The organism is Burkholderia sp. 4M9327F10 (assembly GCF_005503145.1).
GTDB lineage: Bacteria > Pseudomonadota > Gammaproteobacteria > Burkholderiales > Burkholderiaceae > Paraburkholderia.
The window spans coordinates 1-17,960 of record NZ_SCNV01000008.1 but is presented as its reverse complement, the minus strand read 5'-3'; the positions used below and the strand labels follow the sequence as shown (position 1 = coordinate 17,960).

Sequence of the window (17,960 nt, the reverse complement as noted above, 5' to 3'; positions counted from 1 at the left end):
GTTTAAAGAGGTGAATCAAAAGTAGCAGTAGGTAGGTGCTCGAATCCGGATGGCGGCAAGGCGGCGTGCAGGTTGGCCGCGGCGCCCCATCTGGATATTTTTTTATTGCTCGCGCATGCTGTGTGCCGGAACCCGCGTGACCGCTTTGAAGCGTCGCCTCGCGCGGCCCCGGCGTTAGCCTGAATGCCCCAAGGGTGGCCTATGACCGCTTCATCGGATATCGGCTCGGCGGAGCCGCAACTGCTGGTTCCGCCTGTGCCCACGCCGACGCCCCAAGTCAGGGGGCCGCAAGAGTCGTCCCAGTTCCTGACCTGGCTCGGCGTCGCACCGTTCTTCCTGTTCGCGCTGCTATTCCTGATTCTGCCGACCGGCTTTCTGATGGTGGGCGCGTTTCAGGATTCCCACGGCCACTTCACGCTCGCCAATTTCCGCGACCTGTTCCAGCCCGGCGTGCTGGAAGCGTACTGGATCAGCTTCAAGGTGAGTGCGGCCTCGGCCATCGGCGGCGCCGTGATCGGCTCGCTGCTTGCCTGGGCGGCCGTGCAGGGACGCCTGCCGGGCTGGATTCGCCCGACGCTGATGACTTTCTCCGGCGTCGCCTCGAATTTCGCCGGCGTGCCGCTCGCCTTCGCCTTTATCTGCACGCTCGGGCGTGTCGGCCTCGTCACGGTTTTGCTGAAGAAATACGTCGGCCTCAACCTGTATTCCACGGGCTTCAGCATCCTGAGCTTTACTGGCCTGACGGTGACGTATCTGTACTTCCAGATTCCACTGATGGTGCTGATCGTCACGCCCGCGCTCGACGGCCTGAAGCGCGAATGGCGCGAGGCCTGCGATTGCCTGGGCGGCACCTCGCTGCAGTACTGGCGCTATGTCGCCCTGCCGGTGCTGTGGCCGAGCGTGCTCGGCGCAACGCTGCTGCTGTTTGCGAACTCGTTCGGTGCGGTGGCGACGGCTTATGCGCTGACGGGCAGCTCGCTGAACATCGTGACCATCCTGCTGTACGCGCAGATTCGCGGCGACGTGCTGCATAACCAGAACCTCGGCTACGCACTGGCGCTCGGCATGATCCTCGTGACCGGCCTGTCGAACGGCGGCTATATCTGGTTGCGTGCGCGTGCCGAAAGGGGGCGTCGATGAAAAGCCAGTCGCGTGTGGGCGCATGGACCGCGATGGTCGTGGGCTCGCTGTATTTCCTGATTCCGCTCGCCGCCACCTTCGAATTCAGCCTGCGCATGCGGCGCGATTCGTACAGCTTCGACGCCTACCGTGTCGTGCTCGGCGACCCGCGTTTTCAGGCCTCGTTCGGTTACTCGATGCTGATGGCAGTCCTGACGATTGTGGTGGGCGTGCTGCTGGTGGTGCCGACGGCCTACTGGGTCCGTCTGCGCCTGCCGAAGCTGCGGCCGGTGGTGGAGTTCATCACGCTGCTGCCGCTGGTGATTCCGGCCATTGTGATCGTGTTCGGATATCTGCGCATCTACAACAGCAGCTCGATCCTGCCGCTCACCGGCAACGAGCGCGCCACCGATCTGCTGCTGGTGTTCGGCTACGTGACGCTGTCGCTGCCGTACATGTACCGCTCGGTCGATGCGGGCCTCGCTTCAGTGGACGTGCGCTCGCTGACCGAGGCCGCGGAATGCCTCGGCGCCAACTGGCCGACCATCCTGTTCAAGGTGATCTTTCCGAATATCCGCTCGGGGATTCTCTCTGGCGCCTTCCTCACCTTTGCGGTGGTGATCGGCGAGTTCACGCTCGCGAGCCTGCTCGACCGGCCGGCGTTCGGACCGTACCTGCAACTGATCGGCGCGAACCGCGCCTATGAACCGTCGGCGCTCGCGATCATCGCGTTCGTCATTACCTGGGCCTCGATGGGGCTGATCCAGGTATTCGGCTCGGCGCGCGGTTCGGCCCGTGGCTCAGCCCGCGACGCGGCGAGCGGCCCGACCGGCGGCCCGGCGAGCGCGGCGGCCGGATCCAAACCCTGATGAACTGAGGCTTCGAAGCATGGCATTCCTCGAGATCGAAAATCTGCACAAGTCCTTTGGGGCGAATACGGCGCTGCATCATTTCGACATGAAGATCGAGCGCGGCGAGTTCATCACCTTTCTCGGCCCGTCGGGCTGCGGCAAGACCACGGTGCTGCGCATGATTGCGGGCTTCGAGAACCCGACGCGCGGCGTGATCCGCCTCGACGGCCGCGACGTGACGCATCTGCGCACGCGCCAGCGCAAGGTCGGCATGGTGTTCCAGTCGTATGCGCTGTTTCCGAACATGACGGTCGCCGACAACATCGGCTTCGGCCTGAAAGTGGCGCGTCGTCCGCAGGAGGAGATTCGCCGGCGCGTCGACGAGATGCTGGAACTGATCAAGCTGCCGCACGTCGGCGAGCGCTACCCGTGGCAGCTTTCAGGCGGCCAGCAGCAGCGCGTGGCGCTGGCTCGCGCGCTGGCGGGCAAGCCGCAGGTGTTGCTGCTCGACGAGCCGCTCTCTGCGCTGGATGCAAAGATCCGCATTTCGCTGCGCCAGGACATTCGTGCGCTGCAGCGCGATCTGGGCATCACCTCGATCTTCGTGACCCACGACCAGGAAGAGGCGCTCTCGATCTCCGACCGCATCGTGGTGATGAACGAGGGGCGCGTCGAGCAGGTGGGCACATCCTCGGAGATCTACAACTATCCGCGCACGCGCTTCGTGGCGTCGTTTGTCGGCACGCTCAATATTCTCTCCGGCCACGTGGTGGATCCCGCGAGCGGAAAGATGGCGGTGGACGGCCAGGAGCTGGTGACCACGCAGCAACTGGCGCCTGATGACGCCGGAAAGAAACGTCTGCTGGCGCTGCGCCCGGAGGCGATCGTGCTGGAGGCGCCGGCGGCGGGGCGTAACACGCTGGCGGCGACAGTGGAGGAGGTGAGCTTCCTCGGCGCAATCGTGCGCATCAGGACGCGGGTCAAAGATGCGGTGATTTCGCTTGATGTCTTCAACGATCCGAACCGCAGCTTGCCGGAGCGGGGCCAGCCGGTGGCGCTGGGTTTCTCGCATGAGAACCTGCTGGTGCTGGAAGAGGGCGTTGCTTGACGTATTGGGTCGCCGAAGGGGATGCGCGCCGGATTCGATTGGCTGACCCTTCGGTTTTTCCGAACCCTCGCTCCGGAATTAACAGATTTATCCGATTCAAAACTTCACGCAGACTGAGGCCCATCACCACTGCGGACAGTGTCCGCGAAAAGGAGCCCCGTCATGCGAAGCTATCCCCGTAACAGTCCTCAGGCTGCCGCACGTATTGTCGCGCTGGTGCTGATCTCCGACGGCCACGTCTGCAGCTCCGAGGAGCGCGCGCTCGACAAGCTCGATATCGCCGGCCAGCTTGGTCTCGTACCGGAGCAGTTTGCCCAGATCGTGCAGGCGCTGTGCGAGGATCACTCCATCGCCCACGCGTCGCTTGCGCCAACGCTCGACCAGATAGACGCGGCCATGCTTGCCACGCTGCTTGGCGAGGTCGACTCCCCGCCGTTGCGACGCAAGGTCATGCGCCTGTGCATGTCCGTCGCGATCGCCGACGAGCACCTTGCGGATGGCGAGATCGCGCTGCTGGCAGCGATTTTTAGTGCGTGGGGGCCCGCCTCAGCACCGGTCCCGGTCCGCCTCGGCGCCGCGCCCGGCCGCTTGCCCGGTCACGAACGCGCGGCGTCGACCACCTGAGACGCGAGCGCATGATGCTGGCCGCGCCGCGAGCGGATGGCGTGAATCTCTTCGATGACGCCATCCGCGCGGCCGAGCCAGCGCAGCCCTCGTAGCAAGGAGAGGTCCTCGGCGCCCAGTTCCGCGAGCGGAAACACGCCGAGCCCACGTGCGGCGAACACCGCCATCAGCGCACTATCCTCGAATTCTCCAACGATTCGCGGCCGGATTCCCACCGCTTCGAACCACCGGTCGAGGCGCGCACGCAATGCGGCGTGCCCGGTGGGCAAGAGCACCGGCAGATCGGCGAGGCATTGCGGGAACCCGGCGCGAGACGCCTTGCCGATGAGCGCCGCCGGGCCGTACCAGTCGACGGGCGAGCCGACGAGGCGCTGGCTCACCACGCGCAGGTCCGCATTGTGCGGTGCCGGCTGGCATGCCAGCACCAGATCGAGCCGATGCAGCGCAAGCTCCGACAACAGTTGCGCATGCTCCCCTTCGTGGCACAGCAGCCTGAGCGCCGGCGTATTGAGCACCGGTGCAAGCAGCGCGTGCGCGGCGAGCTTCGAAATACCGTCTGAAAGACCCACGGCGAGCCGCGCAGTGCGCTGGCCGTCCGTCTCGCGGATCTCGCCGAGCAGCGCCTCGCCGATCTGAAAAATCTGCTCCGCGCGATTGAAAGCCGTCTCGCCGGCTTCGGTCATGGCGACGCCGCGCCCCGCGGATTTCAGCAGCTGGCGTCCGATCGACTTTTCCAGCTCGCGTACCTGCGCGCTGATCGTCTGGACCGCCATGTCGAGGCGCTCGGCTGCGCGCGCGAAACCGCCTTCCTTGACGACGATCCAGAAATAGTAGAGATGGCGATAGTTCAGCATGGGCCGCATCACTTCGGAAAAATCGATACGTTGTTCAGCTTATCACTGATTTATCCGAAGTCATGGCGCGGCGATGATGTCACTACGCCAGCGTCGTCCGGTACATCTCACTTCACTGACGCACGCCGTGGACGGCATCTCTAACCTTTTTGAGGAGCAACGCCATGAAATGCCCCGCTTGCAAGACGACTGACCTTCTGATGACCGAGCGCCGCTCGATCGAGATCGACTACTGCCCGGATTGCCGCGGCGTATGGCTCGATCGCGGTGAACTCGACAAGCTGATTGCAGACGACGTGGAGCGTATCGGCGCACAAGGCGGCGTAAGCCGCCATCGGGAAGATCATCGGGACCGGTACCGCGAGCATCCGCACGAAAATCATCGTTACGACGATCGCCGGTCGGGACACACGGGACACGCGGGATACAGGAAGAAACGCTCGCTCTTCGATGTGTTCGATTTCGATTGAACTCGTTAGCGGTAATGTTACGGCAGGCGTGTTCATGTAAGGCGCCTGGCCTTCCAGCCGCCGCAGGGGGGCCTGCATTGGGGCATAATGCCTCGGTATAGATGACCGGGTGACACAGGCATGTTTTACGACCAATCGTGGATGGGTGACGGCATCGTCGGCGGCATACAAGCGGGTGCGATTGCCGCGGTGATTGGATTCTTCATGCTGCTGCTGGTGCACTGGCTGACCCGCAAGCAACCCTGGAACCATGGCCGCGAACTCGGCGTGGCTTATATGCTCTCTGTGCTGCCCAGTTCCAGCGGCGATCTGTGGAACCTGATCTATTTCAACTACACCGACCTGCAGTCACCGGTGATGATGCGTACGGCACTCGAAGGCGTACACGATCCGGACAGTATCGGCACACGCGTGCTATGCGAATTCCTGGGCATAGCGGTGGGAATATCGCTGGCCTGGTTACTGCTGTTCTGGCGCGGTCGTGGGCGTGCCGACGGCGCATGACGCTGTGTGATTTCTGGCGGCGCTTCATGCCATATCCCCGCAAGGGCGCGCGATTTGACAATGCTTAACGGTAAGCGCGCCAGAATGCTCCTAATATTGAGATGTGAGCTTCGCAGCGGTACCCCTAACCGAAGCCCACGAACAATAAAGTCTCCGATATTTGATTGAAAATGCCTTCCTGCCGCGAGGAAGGCATTTTTTTGTCCGGAATCTCCGACGCCCGCCGTCCGGATTTCCGGAAAGCTGGACGGCCTGCTTGCTTCGCGTCAAAAAAATCCTTAAAAATCAAAGAGAAAGACTTGCAATCTAGCTGGCATCGACCTTGCAAAGTGGAAGCGCGGCCGCAAAGGCCCGACAACTAAAGCATGGAGACAACGATGTCCGATTTTCCCTCCCGGTATTTCTGAATTCGTCGTCTTGTCGCGGCCCGATGCCGTGCACAGGCGACACGTCTATTCGTTCGCATGATGCGCAGCGTGGCAGGCCATTGGCTCATCCACATCGCAGGAACCATCGTGAAGAAACCCTTCTATAAAGTGCTCTATGTCCAGGTGATCGCCGCCATCATCGTCGGCATTCTCCTCGGCCATTACTCGCCGGCCCTCGCTATCGACATGAAGCCGTTCGGCGACGCCTTCATCAAGCTGATCAAGATGGTGATCGGGCCGATCATCTTCTGTACGGTCGTGACCGGCATCGCCGGCATGCAGGATATGAAGAAGGTTGGGCGGGTCGGCGGCAAGGCGCTGCTGTACTTCGAAGTCGTTTCGTCGTTCGCGCTGGTGCTCGGCCTGATCGCCACGCATCTGCTCAAGCCGGGCGCGGGCTTCAACGTCGATCCGGCCACGCTCGACGGCAAGGAAGTCGCTTCGTACGCCGCCAAGGCGCACGGCCAAAGCACGGTCGACTTCCTGATGCACATCATTCCGAACACAATCACGGATGCCTTCGCACAAGGCGAAATCCTGCAGATCCTGCTGATCGCCATGCTGTTCGGCAGCGTGCTGGCGACGCTCGGCGAGCGCGGCAAGGTCGTCACGGATCTGGTCGAAAGCCTTTCGAGCGTGCTGTTCGGCGTGGTGCGCATCATCACGAAGCTCGCGCCGATCGGCGCGTTCGGCGCGATGGCCTTCACCATCGGCAAGTACGGCATCGGTTCGCTGCTGCCCATGCTCAAGCTGATCGGCACCTTCTATCTGACTTCGATCGTGTTCGTGGTGGTAGTGCTCGGCGCCATTGCGCGGATGGTCGGCTTCAGCGTGCTGCGCTTTGTGGCGTACATCAAGGAAGAAATGCTGATCGTGCTCGGCACGAGTTCGTCGGAAGCGGCGCTGCCGCAACTGATGCTGAAGCTCGAAAAGCTCGGCTGCTCGCGCTCGGTGGTGGGCCTCGTGGTGCCGACCGGTTACTCGTTCAACCTCGACGGCACCAATATCTACATGACGATGGCGGTGCTGTTCATTGCTCAGGCCACCAATACGGATCTCACGCTCACCCAGCAGCTCACGCTGCTCGCCGTCACCATGCTGACCTCGAAGGGCGCAAGCGGCGTGACGGGCGCGGGCTTCATCACGCTCGCTGCGACGCTGGCTGTGGTGCCGACCATCCCGCTGTCGGGCATGGTGCTGATTCTCGGCATTGACCGCTTCATGAGCGAGTGCCGTGCGCTGACGAATATCGTCGGCAATGGTGTGGCTACCGTGGTGGTGTCGGCGTGGGAGAAGGAACTGGATCGCAGCAAGCTGCGCGCGGCACTGCGTGGCGAAGTCGTGGCGGTGAAGGAAACGGCGGGCGCGTAAGCAAGCGTCGTGTGGCGGCGCTGCCCACGAGGGCCGCGCCTGCCTTGCTGGACGGAGAGCGGGCGCTGACGGTCCGGGTGCCCACCGCCCGGCCGTCACGCCGTCCGCCCCGCTGTCCGCTCCGACTGGTTATGGCACCGGGTTATGCCACCGGGTTATGCCACAATAACTGCACCCCACTGACCGGAATCCGCTAACGTGACGCGCCGCCTGCTGATCCTCTTCGCGCTCGTTGCCGGGCTCGTGGCAGCGTGCGGGCTCACGTGGAGCATCACGTGGCAGCGCGGCATCGACAGCTTGCGGCGCAACGCCGCGGTGCGCGTCGATCGCACCACCAATGCGCTCAAGAGTACGCTGGAGCGCTACGAATCCCTGCCTTACCTGCTGGCCGAGCATCCGTTCGTGCAGGACGTGCTGGTCACGCCTACCGCGCCGAATGTCGAGCGCGCCAATCGCTATCTGGAAGACCTGAACCGTCACGCGCGAGCCACGGCCACCTACATTATTCAGGCCGACGGGCTCTGTGTTGCAGCGAGCAACTGGCAGGAGCCGGAGAGCTTTGTCGGCGTCGAATATCAGTTCCGGCCGTATTTCATGGACGCAGTGAAGGGCGGCGTGGGCCGATTCTTCGGGATCGGCACGATCTCGCACGATCCGGGCTACTACATTTCGCAACCGGTGCGGCGCGAGGGCAAGATCGTCGGTGTGGCGGTCGTCAAGCTCAATCTGGAATGGTTTCAGGGCGCGGATGCGTCCGAGCCGCTGATCGTCACCGACGACCACGGCGTGATTTTCCTGTCGTCGGTGCCGGCCTGGAAATACCACACGGTGCGGCCGTTGTCGGGAGCGGTGGCCGACTCGATCTATCAGACACGACAGTATGCGCAGCAGGAGATTCCGCCCTTGCCGGTGACGATCGAGCGCACGCTCGAAGGCGACGCGCAGATCGTGCGCATCGGCGGCGGCCGCTATGCGCCGCGCTATCTGGCGTCGCGGCGGGCAATCGGCGAGCCCGAGTGGCAACTGATCACCATGGCGAGCGTCGACCCGGTCGACACCGACGCGCGCAACGCCGCCATTGTCACGGGCTTCGGCTACGTGACGCTGTGCCTGCTGGCGTTCTACTGGAGAACCCGGCGGGCGCGCGTGCGCGAGGTGATGCGCAGCCGTGAGCTGCTGCAGCGCGCTTATGCGGAGCTGAATCAACGGGTGGCGGAGCGGACCGCGGATCTGTCGCAGGCGAACGAGCAGCTCAAGAAGGAAGTGAGCGAGCGCACGCGCGCCGAACAGGGGTTGCGCGCGGCGCACGATGAACTGATCCAGGCGAGCAAGCTGGCCGCGCTCGGTCAGATGGCGGCGGGTATCACGCATGAGTTGAATCAGCCGCTGGCTGCGCTGCGCGGGTTCTCGGATAACACGCGGGTATTGCTGGAGCGCGGCGATCAGGCCTCGGCGCGTGAGAACCTCGAAGCGATTGCGGCGCTTACTGAGCGCATGGGCAAGATTACCAATCAGTTGAAGCTGTTTGTTGGGCGGGCTCGGCCGCGCAGCGCGCGGGCGCCGCTCGCAAAAGCGCTGCGCAATGTGCTGGCGCTGTTGCAAAAGCGGCTGCAAGGCGTGGTGGTGGTGCTGACGGTGGTAGATGCCGAATCCGGTACGCGCGCACGTTTTGATCCGTCTGATGAACATCTGGAACTGGTCGCGAATTGCGATGACTTGCGGCTTGAGCAGGTGCTGATCAATCTGCTGGGTAACGCGTTGGACGCGGTTGGGGAGCCGGGGGTCGGCCATCCGGAGGCTGGCCTCCCGGAGTCCACCACCGTTGCGCCCCGCATCGAGATCGAGATAGAAACATCTCCGGCGACGCTATCCATCTCGGTCCACGACAACGGCCCCGGCATTCCGGACGACGTCTTGCCGCGGCTCTTCGAACCGTTCTTTACGACAAAGGAAATGGGCCAGGGGCTGGGGCTTGGCCTCGCGATCTCGTCATCGATCGCGCGTGACGCCGGTGGTTCGCTGGTGGCGCGCAACGCGCCGGACGGCGGTGCGCTGTTCGTGCTGACGCTGCGCCGGGCGCGCGTGCAGGCAGCCGATCCACTCGTTACGGGCTCCTGAATTCAGGCGGCTCCAGATGCGCTCGGGCGCTTTAAGGTGTTAAAGACAATGGTCAACAATAGTTTGCCGGTGCTGTATATCGAGGACGACGAACTGGTGCGTCGCGCAAGCGTGCAAAGCCTGCAGCTCGCCGGGTTCGATGTCACCGGCTATGCGTCGGTGGAAGCGGCGTCGCGCGCGATCAGCGCGGAGTTTGCGGGCGTGATTGTCAGCGACATCCGCTTGCCGGGCGCGAGCGGCCTCGATCTGCTCGCGCAATGCCACGAGCGTGCACCCGATGTGCCGGTGATTCTCGTCACCGGTCATGGCGATATTTCGATGGCGGTCCAGGCGATGCGCGACGGCGCGTACGACTTCATCGAGAAGCCGTTTGCGTCGGAGCGCCTGATCGAAACGGTGCGGCGCGCGCTCGAGCGCCGCACGCTGGTGCTCGAGAATCACGCGCTGCGCCGCGAACTGGCGGGGCAGAACGCGGTGGCGCCGCGCATCATCGGCCGCAGTCCGGTGATCGAACAGGTGCGGCGGCTGATAGCGAATGTCGCGCCCACCGATGCGTCGGTGCTGATCAACGGCGATACCGGTGCAGGCAAGGAACTGATTGCACGCAGCCTGCACGAGCTGTCGCCACGGCGTGACAAGCCGTTTATCGCGGTCAATTGCGGCGCGTTGCCTGAACCGATGTTCGAGTCGGAGATGTTCGGCTACGAGCCGGGCGCGTTCACCGGCGCGGCGAAGCGGCGCATCGGCAAGCTTGAGCACGCGTCGGGCGGCACGTTGTTTCTCGATGAAATCGAGAGCATGCCGCTCGGGCTGCAGGTCAAGTTGCTGCGGGTGCTGCAGGACGGCGTGCTGGAACGCCTCGGCTCGAACCAGCCGATCCGCGTGAATTGCCGCGTCGTGGCGGCCGCCAAGGGCGACATGAGCGAGCATGTCGCGGCCGGCACCTTCCGGCGCGACCTGCTGTACCGGCTGAATGTGGTGACGATCGCGCTGCCGCCGCTCGCGGAGCGGCGCGAAGACATCGTGCCGCTCTTCGAGCATTTCCTGCTCGACGCGGCGGTGCGTTACCAGCGTCCCGCGCCAATGCTGACCGACCGTCAGCGCGCCGGCCTGATGCAGCGCGACTGGCCGGGCAACGTGCGGGAACTGCGCAATGCCGCCGACCGCCTGGTGCTCGGCGTGGCAGAAGACCCGATGGCGGCTTCGGTCGATGAGGCGCAGGACGCGCAGTCGCTCAAGGAGCGCGTCGAGCAATTCGAACGGGCGGTGATTGCCCAGGCGCTGGAGCAGACGGGCGGAGCGGTGGCGGTGGCGGCGGACCGCCTGCAACTGGGCAAGGCGACGCTTTACGAGAAGATCAAGCGCTATGGGATCGCGGTGAAGGGGGAGGGAGAGCGTTGATCGCCGCCGGGGCCCAGAGGTCTGCGGGCCTGTGATCGGCAAGCGTCAAAAGCCAAAGGCCAAAAGCAACGCGCCGGTAGCGGACAAGCCCGCTACCGGCGCGTTTTTATCTGGTGCCCCGCATGACTTCAAGCGGCGTTCAGCGCCTTTTCCAGCAACTGGTCGAGCTCGGCGAACTGAGGCTCACCCACATAGCGCTTGAGAATCTTGCCGTCCTTGTCGACCACAAAGGTGGTCGGCGTCAACTGCACGTTGCCGAACTGCTTGGCAGCCGAGCCGTCATCCATGGCTACCTTGAACGGCAGGCGGCGCGTCTCGCTGTAGTTGGTCACGTACATGGGCGCGTCGTAATTCATCGCGACCGCGACGAATTCCAGACCCTTGCCCTTGAAGCGGTTATACGTGTCGACCATCTGCGGCATTTCCTTCATGCAGGTGTCGCAGTTGGTTGCCCAGAAGTTGACAAGGTAGACCTTGCCCTTCAGATCGGCCGTGGAGACTTTCTGGCCCGACAGCAGCGTGAAAGTGGCGTCCGGAACGTGCTGCTGGCCGTTGAAGGCGAAATAACCGGCAATCGCGATTGCACCGGCGACAACCGCCATCGCAATGTAGCGGACCGGGCTGGCGCGCTTCGATACGGGGGTAGACGGGGTAGGGCTCATGAACGGGACCTCGAAATTTCGCGCAGCACGCGCGCAACGTTGCGTCAGTATTGTAGCCGCAATCCTGCGCAGAGGCAGGATGTGGCCGGTGCGCTGTCCGTGCCTGGGCGATCGGCGGATAATGGGGTTTTATGGCTCGCCTTTTGCCGGCTTCGTCCTCATGCTCCGACCCGTATTTGCCGCTGTTCGTCTTTTGTCCCCGCGCTTTCCTGCGAATTTTCTTGCCAGTTTTGCCGTAGTCCGTGCTGGCGGCTTGCGCTGTCTGTCTTCCGGGCTGGCGACGGCGCGCGCCGTGCTCGGCATGGGCGTCTGCGTCATGGCTTTAGGCGGCCTGCTGGCCGCCTGTTCGCCGACCTACGACTGGCGCACGGTCATGAACAGCGACAACGGCTACACCGTCGACCTGCCGGCCAAGCCGAGCAATGATGCCCGCCAGATCCAGATTGGCAGCGCCTCGATGCAAATGGCGATGCAAACCGCCGAGGCCGGCAAGGCGGTGTTCGCTGTCGGCACCGTGATGCTGCCTTCCGACGACCCGCAAACGCAGCGCACAGCGCTGGACTTCCTGCGCGACGGACTCGCCCGCAATGTCAACGTCGCGCCCGATGCGCACGCGGTACAGATTCCGCTCGCAGCGGGCGGCGAGGTGCCCGGCCTCGAAATGACGCTGAACGGCAAGGCCGGTGAAGAACAGGAAAACCGCACGGTTTACGCACGGCTCGTGGCTCACGGCCGGCATGTCTACCAGGCGGCGATCATTGCCAGCCAGCCGCTGCCCCAGGAGCAGGTGGATCAGTTTTTCCGGTCTTTCCAGCTTTATTGAGGTGTTGCGATCGCATGAGCGGGGTGACGTAGATCACTGCTCTCAGTGAAAGTTCCTTCGCAGGTTATCGCGCTAATAGCCGGATTTTATGGGGATTTTTCCGTTGCTCACAGCGCCTGTGGATAACTTTGTGGAGAACCTTGTGCGGAACGCCGCAAATGCCCGTCCGGTGGGCCTCCGGTCGCTTTTCTCCGTCTCGGGGGAAATAAAAAAGATCAATAAAATCAAGGATCTCTACGAAACACCTCGAACCCGCCTTTCAATTAGCCATAAATTTGTCAGGAATGCTGTTGTGTGCATAAGTCAAGTCTTGACAGCTATTTTTTTGCTTTATCCAACCGCGAACGCGCGCCGGTATTGAACCGCTTCGGCGATCTGGCTGCCGCTTGGCACCTGGGTGCCCGCCAGGTCGGCAATCGTCCGGGCAACCTTGAGCACCCGGTAGTAGGCGCGCGCCGACCAGCCGAAGCGATCGCCCGCTTCGCGCAGCAGCGCTTCGCCGGCGGCGTCGGGCCGGCACACCTCATCGACCTCACGTCCGCTCAGCTCACGATTGGTTTTGCCCTGCCTCGCCAGTTGCCGGGCCCGCGCCGCGCTGACCCGCACGGCGATGGCTGCGCTTGGTTCGCCGGCGGCGTTAGCGCGCGCGGCGAGTTCGGCCGAGGTGAGTGCGGGGATCTCGATCTGGATATCGATACGGTCCAGCAGCGGTCCTGACAGCTTGCGCAGATAGCGCCCGGCGACTTCCGGCGTGCAGCGGCAGCGCCCGTTCGGATCGCCGCGCCAGCCGCACGGGCAGGGGTTCATTGCCGCGATCAACTGGCAGGCCGCCGGGAAATCCGCCTGCAGGGCAGCTCGGGAAATCGTGATCCGGCCGGCTTCCAGCGGTTCGCGCAGGGTCTCCAGTACATGACGATCGAATTCAGGAATTTCATCGAGAAAGAGCACCCCCAGGTGCGCAAGCGTGATTTCGCCTGGCTGCGGTGGATTGCGCCCGCCCACCAGCGCCGCCGCGCTCGACGAATGATGCGGCGCGCGGAACGGCCGCTGCCGCCATTGCGCCGGCGAGAAGCCCGACATGCTGGCCGACAGCAGCGCTGCGGAGGTGAGCGCTTCGTCGTCGGTCATAGGCGGCAGCAGGCTGGGCAGGCGCGCGGCCAGCATCGACTTGCCGGCGCCGGGCGGCCCGACCATCAGGATATTCGGTCACATAAAATCCACGTCGGTCTACACTTGGCTGGATGTAATGTGACCGAACATGACAATTGAATGATGCCCGGTAGGATGGTAGTGTGCCACATGCTTTAAAGTAATCTCAAGCGGTCGAGCTTTCATCACCGCCCCCCTGAAGCGCTTTCAACCGTGAATTTTTCATGACAATGCTGAATTTCAAGTTCCTGTGACTGGCGATATCCGGGATTTTGTTCCCCGGAATTAGCGGCTGAGAAAATCCGGCTTTATTTCTGATGACGAGCATTCGCTTTTCTCGATCAAAATCCGAGTAGGTTGAAATCTGAAGCTGTGCGTCTACATCGGCTTCAGAGTATCCGGACGCGATAAGGTCCCTTCGTTTTTCCTCAATTTCTTCCGGACTTTCAGGGACTCCTCCCGGAAACAGGACAATTTCGCCAACTACTCGTCGAATCTGCTCGTTGATTCTGGCGCGTATTTTAAAAAGTTCTTCACCAGTCGCTGCGCGCATGGACTCCATCAATTCCGGCATGCCATTCGATTGAGAATCGATGTTTCTGGAATAGACCTCCAAGGCCATCGCTTTCTTTTCATTGATCGACATCAGTCTCTTTTCCATTTCCAGCGAATTTTCAAGGTCCGAAATTCTGCTCATGACTGATTTCGGCGGCGTTTCCTCATCCTCTATGGCTTTGATGAGGCGATCAATCTGCTCTTCAGTTATTTTTATCGATGTCTTGCTTTTTTCGACATTCGCCCGGCAGCTTTCCAGTATGGATTGTTGCCCATTTAGTTCGTGAGCAAATTGACGAAAATCGACGCCGCGCACGAATTTGAGTACAAATTCTTCCAGGTCGTCGTAATTCCACGTGATTTTCTTTTTACATCCTGTACTGCGTGCTGCCGCACTGCAACGCACATATTTCCACGGACTAGTTCTATCTCTACTCATGCCCTTGGTGACATAAGTCATACGGCTTCCGCAATAGCCACAGAAGAGCAGATGGGTGAAGATGTTCGCGAAGCTGGCCCCTCTACGTCCCCCAAGCTGTCTGCCTCTTGCCTCCAGTGTCGCTTGAACCAGAGAAAATTCCTCGTCGGAAATAAGTCGGGGGAAATAGTCCTTGACAGGTTCGCCAACCGGAACGGATTTTTTGTCAATTTTGCTGTGCGCCTGAAATTCACCAATCAGGGCGCGGTTGTTTATGATTTTTACAATATAAGAATCAAACCATGTTCTGCTTTTGCTTTTAATTACGATTGAAGGTATTCCTTCCTCGTTCAGTGTTTGGGTAATTTTTCTTCGCCCAATCCCTGAGAGAGTAAGCGCAATAATTCTTCTGACTATCGTGGCCTTTTCCTCTACGATTTCATACTTATTTTCTTCTTTGTTCAGGCGAAGCCACGCTGGGCAAATCCCTGTAAGTTTTTTGTTGTCTATATTGTTTCTCTTGTATTCCCATTTCGATTTTAGTCGCTGGCTTTTAATCAGGCTTTCTTCGTGGCCGCGGGTCAATATCGTGATTGAGATGATCAACTGAAAGGGCTTGTCGTTTGCATCCTTTTCGTTGTACGTTGTTCCGTCGCACATCGTGACAATGGTAATTCCAGCTTTCAGCAAACTGAGGAACAAAGTCAGTGCGTCGAGAATGCTTGCGCGCGTAATCCGATCCAAAGACTCGACCAGAAGATACGAGCCGCGAGCGATAATTCCTTGATTCACTGCTGCGATAAAGCTCCCTAACCCGCGATCTATATCAAGGTTGGACTTGTCATAGGCTGAAACTCCAAAATCATTAAATGTCAGCTTCTCGTTGAGTTCAAGGCCATGCTCTTTCGCATATTTTTGGGTCAACTCGTATTGGCGTTGAAAAGAGTGGCCCTTGCGTTGCTCGGGTGTCGAGAAGCGGATGTACGAGTAGGCCGTTGGCTTCGTCATATACGTGTCGGTCATCAGGTAGGGAAGTATTGTAGCCGACTATAGTCATGTTTGGACTACCAGCAAGTGCGAACCACCTTGTGCCGAGCCGGTATGACGCTGGCAAAGCTGCCCGATCAACAACGAGGAATTCCATGAACGTTTACGTCGTCACGCTGCGCACTACCAAATCGTCGGAAGTAAAGACCGTCACAGTCCAAGCCAACACGGAGGCTGGCGCGATGAGCAAAGCCGTAGCCCAGCATCCGGGATGGATGGTATCGGGTACGCCGAAGGTCATCGGGTAGCCCGACAATCCCTTCGGCTTGTCGGCTTGTCGAAAATTGATCAGGACGCGTCGTGGGCTGCTGGCGCGACTCGGCGGCGGCCCGTGCACTCTCCAATCTTCAAATTAGCTTTCAATGAAAAGTCAAATATTTCGGAAAACGCTTCTCTTACAGATCTTGGGTTCGATTGCGTTCGCCACCGCCACCGCCCACGCCGCGACCACCACTCGAAGCATCGCCTATGACTGTGGAGTGAAGGGGAACAGCTACCAGCTATTGGCAATTAACGCAGATCATCGATTCTTCACGTCGCCCGTCTCAACGGGTTCTGATGGCAAACCGGAGATCACTGAGCCGACGATGGGTAAATGGGATATTCAAGATAACGGGCAGGCGCATGGTCTCTTCCTGCACGTGCAAAGCAAAATTGTCATCGACCGGAAACCTGCTCGACTGATTCAACTGCGTCAAGTACAAGTATTTCTGTACGAACAGGATGACCCGACCGGCGACATCATTATTGAGAAAGTTCTGGAAGGAGACGACGGCAGTCCGAAACCGGTAGCCGTCAAACAGCCCGTTGTTCATTGCGTGCGGGATGTGACGCAGGACGGGATGGTCGGCGGTTGGTTTGACCGGTTGCCGGGTGAATCCTGGCACTGACGGGAAGGACTGTTCGACCTCACACAGATCGTCGGCAAGGATATCTTGCTGATATTGAATTCAGCGATAGACCAAACGCAACGCAAAAAAAGCCAAAATGAAAATCAACACGATGCTGGTATCCGGGGTAGTCCTTATGCTTCTCGGCGGATCGAGTCAAGCCCAGACATTTAGCCAGCGCGAGGTCGACGAAATACGTCAATTGGATCAGGAATGGGCGACCTTTCCACCGGTCAATAACGAGACTTGCAGGGAAGCGAAACAGTTCGCGGCCTACTCACTCGGTTCAGTGCGGGCAGCTTTGCGGCAAATCCGACAACATCAAGACCAAGCGGTGCAAACCTACGGCACTCTGCAAGATCCCGAAACTCGACAGCGAATGCTCGCTGGGGAACTGGAGGCCTCGGATAAATGGATCGAGAGCTCTGTGTACGTGGCTCTCGGAAACGTCAGGCAAGCAAAAAAACAATGCCTTGGGAATTCAAGATAAACAGCCCGCAGAAAAAATTGCAGTGTGCATGCAGAGGCTGGATGAAGGGGGTAACGTTGGGAGTTGAGGCGCGGATCAAGCGGCTTGCCGACAGAAGGCGCACTCACTATCGGGCGCTGCTCGATAGCATGTGGGGTACGAACGATACGGATTTTTCCGACAAAACCGTGCTGGCGATTTTGGCCGCAAAGCATGGTTCATGGTCGAAGGCGATGACGTTGGACGACATGCTCCGAAGTCTCGGCATCGATCCATAGCCCGCGACCGGCGCGTCGCTTGCGTTACGTTGGACCGGGCTAATGCCGAAAGTCGAAAACAATAGATCGGGGAGTGCAGATGTTCTGTAGTTCATGTGGGTGCGCAATTGCTGCGCGTTCAAAATTCTGTAGCGGTTGCGGAATCGAACTCGCCGCAGAAGATCAAACCCAGGCAACGCAAAGCGCGGCGGACGGCTTGTCCAACACGCATGGGCCTTTGTCACCAGCTATCCGAGCCGAACTGAAGAAATTCGAGCGACACTCAAACATGACCTGTCTCGAATGTGGGTACAGCGGATTGATGGGCGCGATCACCTCCCGGAAAGTTCCCTGGTTTCTTTCCTACTGGACGTGGATACCACTCGTCGTCGTTTTCTTTGCCGCAGCGTTCGCCGCTGGTGCTATCGACACCGGATGGCCGTGCATCTTCCTCGGAGTCGCTATTAGTAGCGTCAGATCACTTCTTTTACGATCGTATCGAAAGGAACGGCTTTCCTGCCCTTCATGCCTCCGCTTGCTGACTGCCAGAAAGTGAAGGCGAGCGGTGATGGTTGAGCGAAAAGAGTCCATGTATAGGGCTGCTTATGATTTCGCCGTATCGAGAATGCTCGACTTCATCTTCAGCAGCCGTTGAACGCGCAAATGTTTGGCGGCTATTGGCGAGTGGCATCAAATGGTCTGGGACACCGAACGGTGAATTTCCGTAGACGACCCTCATCGGCCACACCAGTCTCTGCCTCGATTGTCCGCTTTTGTTCCAGCGTCACGAAATCGCCAGAGCAGCGGGACCCCCGATATGTTTCTTCTCGCTATCGATCCGG

15 protein-coding genes and 2 pseudogenes are annotated in these 17,960 nt (G+C 60.5%); 13 read left to right on the top strand and 4 right to left on the bottom strand.

What is annotated here, in order from left to right:
* Positions 1 to 201 precede the first annotated feature (201 nt).
* From FFS45_RS10615 to FFS45_RS10600, 4 genes are all read left to right on the top strand, one after another.
* A complete protein-coding gene (locus FFS45_RS10615; protein ID WP_137954596.1) occupies positions 202 to 1,140 on the top strand; it encodes an ABC transporter permease subunit in 939 nt (312 codons plus the stop codon).
* A complete protein-coding gene (locus FFS45_RS10610; protein ID WP_249362748.1) occupies positions 1,137 to 1,988 on the top strand; it encodes an ABC transporter permease in 852 nt (283 codons plus the stop codon). Before FFS45_RS10615 ends, FFS45_RS10610 begins: the two co-directional genes overlap by 4 nt.
* A gap of 19 nt (positions 1,989 to 2,007) precedes the next feature.
* Positions 2,008 to 3,078, top strand: coding sequence for an ABC transporter ATP-binding protein (locus FFS45_RS10605; protein ID WP_137954595.1), 1,071 nt, complete (start codon positions 2,008 to 2,010; stop codon positions 3,076 to 3,078).
* A gap of 162 nt (positions 3,079 to 3,240) precedes the next feature.
* Complete coding sequence (locus tag FFS45_RS10600) at positions 3,241 to 3,702, top strand: TerB family tellurite resistance protein (RefSeq protein WP_137954594.1); 462 nt, start codon at positions 3,241 to 3,243, stop codon at positions 3,700 to 3,702.
* On the opposite strand, the gene FFS45_RS10595 is transcribed toward FFS45_RS10600, so the two are convergent.
* Positions 3,675 to 4,556: a LysR family transcriptional regulator gene (locus FFS45_RS10595; protein WP_137954593.1), complete on the bottom strand. Its 882-nt coding sequence runs from the start codon at positions 4,554 to 4,556 to the stop codon at positions 3,675 to 3,677. The genes FFS45_RS10600 and FFS45_RS10595 overlap by 28 nt on opposite strands.
* 164 nt (positions 4,557 to 4,720) lie before the next feature.
* Here FFS45_RS10595 and FFS45_RS10590 point away from each other — a divergent pair, with 164 nt between their 5' ends.
* The 5 genes and pseudogenes from FFS45_RS10590 (at position 4,721) to FFS45_RS10570 (ending at position 10,848) form a co-directional block, all read left to right on the top strand.
* Positions 4,721 to 5,026, top strand: a complete 306-nt coding sequence (locus tag FFS45_RS10590; protein ID WP_137954592.1) for a zf-TFIIB domain-containing protein — start codon at positions 4,721 to 4,723, stop codon at positions 5,024 to 5,026.
* A gap of 120 nt (positions 5,027 to 5,146) precedes the next feature.
* The gene (locus FFS45_RS10585) at positions 5,147 to 5,530 is read left to right on the top strand and encodes a hypothetical protein (protein WP_137954591.1); all 384 of its coding nucleotides are present in this window, start codon (positions 5,147 to 5,149) and stop codon (positions 5,528 to 5,530) included.
* A 515-nt stretch (positions 5,531 to 6,045) separates the two neighbouring features.
* Entirely contained in the window at positions 6,046 to 7,329 is a 1,284-nt protein-coding gene (locus FFS45_RS10580; protein ID WP_171029627.1) for a dicarboxylate/amino acid:cation symporter, read from the top strand.
* Positions 7,330 to 7,473: 144 nt separating this feature from the next.
* Positions 7,474 to 9,447: pseudogene (locus FFS45_RS10575) on the top strand (ATP-binding protein).
* Between the two features lie 48 nt (positions 9,448 to 9,495).
* Positions 9,496 to 10,848: a sigma-54 dependent transcriptional regulator gene (locus tag FFS45_RS10570; RefSeq protein ID WP_137954588.1), complete on the top strand. Its 1,353-nt coding sequence runs from the start codon at positions 9,496 to 9,498 to the stop codon at positions 10,846 to 10,848.
* 128 nt (positions 10,849 to 10,976) lie between these two features.
* Here the strand turns inward: FFS45_RS10570 and FFS45_RS10565 are convergent, their stop codons facing one another.
* On the bottom strand, positions 10,977 to 11,510 hold the full coding sequence (locus tag FFS45_RS10565; protein ID WP_137954587.1) for a TlpA disulfide reductase family protein: 534 nt from the start codon (positions 11,508 to 11,510) through the stop codon (positions 10,977 to 10,979).
* 301 nt (positions 11,511 to 11,811) lie between these two features.
* Between FFS45_RS10565 and FFS45_RS10560 the strand changes: the two genes are divergently transcribed.
* Positions 11,812 to 12,333 carry a hypothetical protein gene (locus FFS45_RS10560; RefSeq protein ID WP_137954737.1) on the top strand — a complete coding sequence of 174 codons (522 nt, stop codon included), beginning with the start codon at positions 11,812 to 11,814 and terminating at the stop codon, positions 12,331 to 12,333.
* 330 nt (positions 12,334 to 12,663) lie between these two features.
* On the opposite strand, the pseudogene FFS45_RS10555 reads toward FFS45_RS10560, so the two are convergent.
* Together FFS45_RS10555 and FFS45_RS10550 are read right to left on the bottom strand one after the other, a co-directional pair.
* Positions 12,664 to 13,533 (bottom strand): annotated as a pseudogene (locus tag FFS45_RS10555) (ATP-binding protein); the annotation flags it as partial.
* Between the two features lie 115 nt (positions 13,534 to 13,648).
* Positions 13,649 to 15,463 carry a recombinase family protein gene (locus FFS45_RS10550; RefSeq protein ID WP_171029625.1) on the bottom strand — a complete coding sequence of 605 codons (1,815 nt, stop codon included), beginning with the start codon at positions 15,461 to 15,463 and terminating at the stop codon, positions 13,649 to 13,651.
* A gap of 134 nt (positions 15,464 to 15,597) precedes the next feature.
* Between FFS45_RS10550 and FFS45_RS41685 the strand changes: the two genes are divergently transcribed.
* From FFS45_RS41685 to FFS45_RS10540, 3 genes are all read left to right on the top strand, one after another.
* Positions 15,598 to 15,750, top strand: coding sequence for a hypothetical protein (locus FFS45_RS41685; protein WP_171029624.1), 153 nt, complete (start codon positions 15,598 to 15,600; stop codon positions 15,748 to 15,750).
* Between the two features lie 114 nt (positions 15,751 to 15,864).
* Positions 15,865 to 16,392 (top strand): hypothetical protein, encoded by a 528-nt coding sequence (locus tag FFS45_RS10545; RefSeq protein ID WP_137954585.1) that lies wholly within the window; start codon positions 15,865 to 15,867, stop codon positions 16,390 to 16,392.
* Between the two features lie 411 nt (positions 16,393 to 16,803).
* Positions 16,804 to 17,139 (top strand): hypothetical protein, encoded by a 336-nt coding sequence (locus FFS45_RS10540; RefSeq protein ID WP_137954584.1) that lies wholly within the window; start codon positions 16,804 to 16,806, stop codon positions 17,137 to 17,139.
* The last annotated feature ends 821 nt before the right edge of the window (positions 17,140 to 17,960 follow it).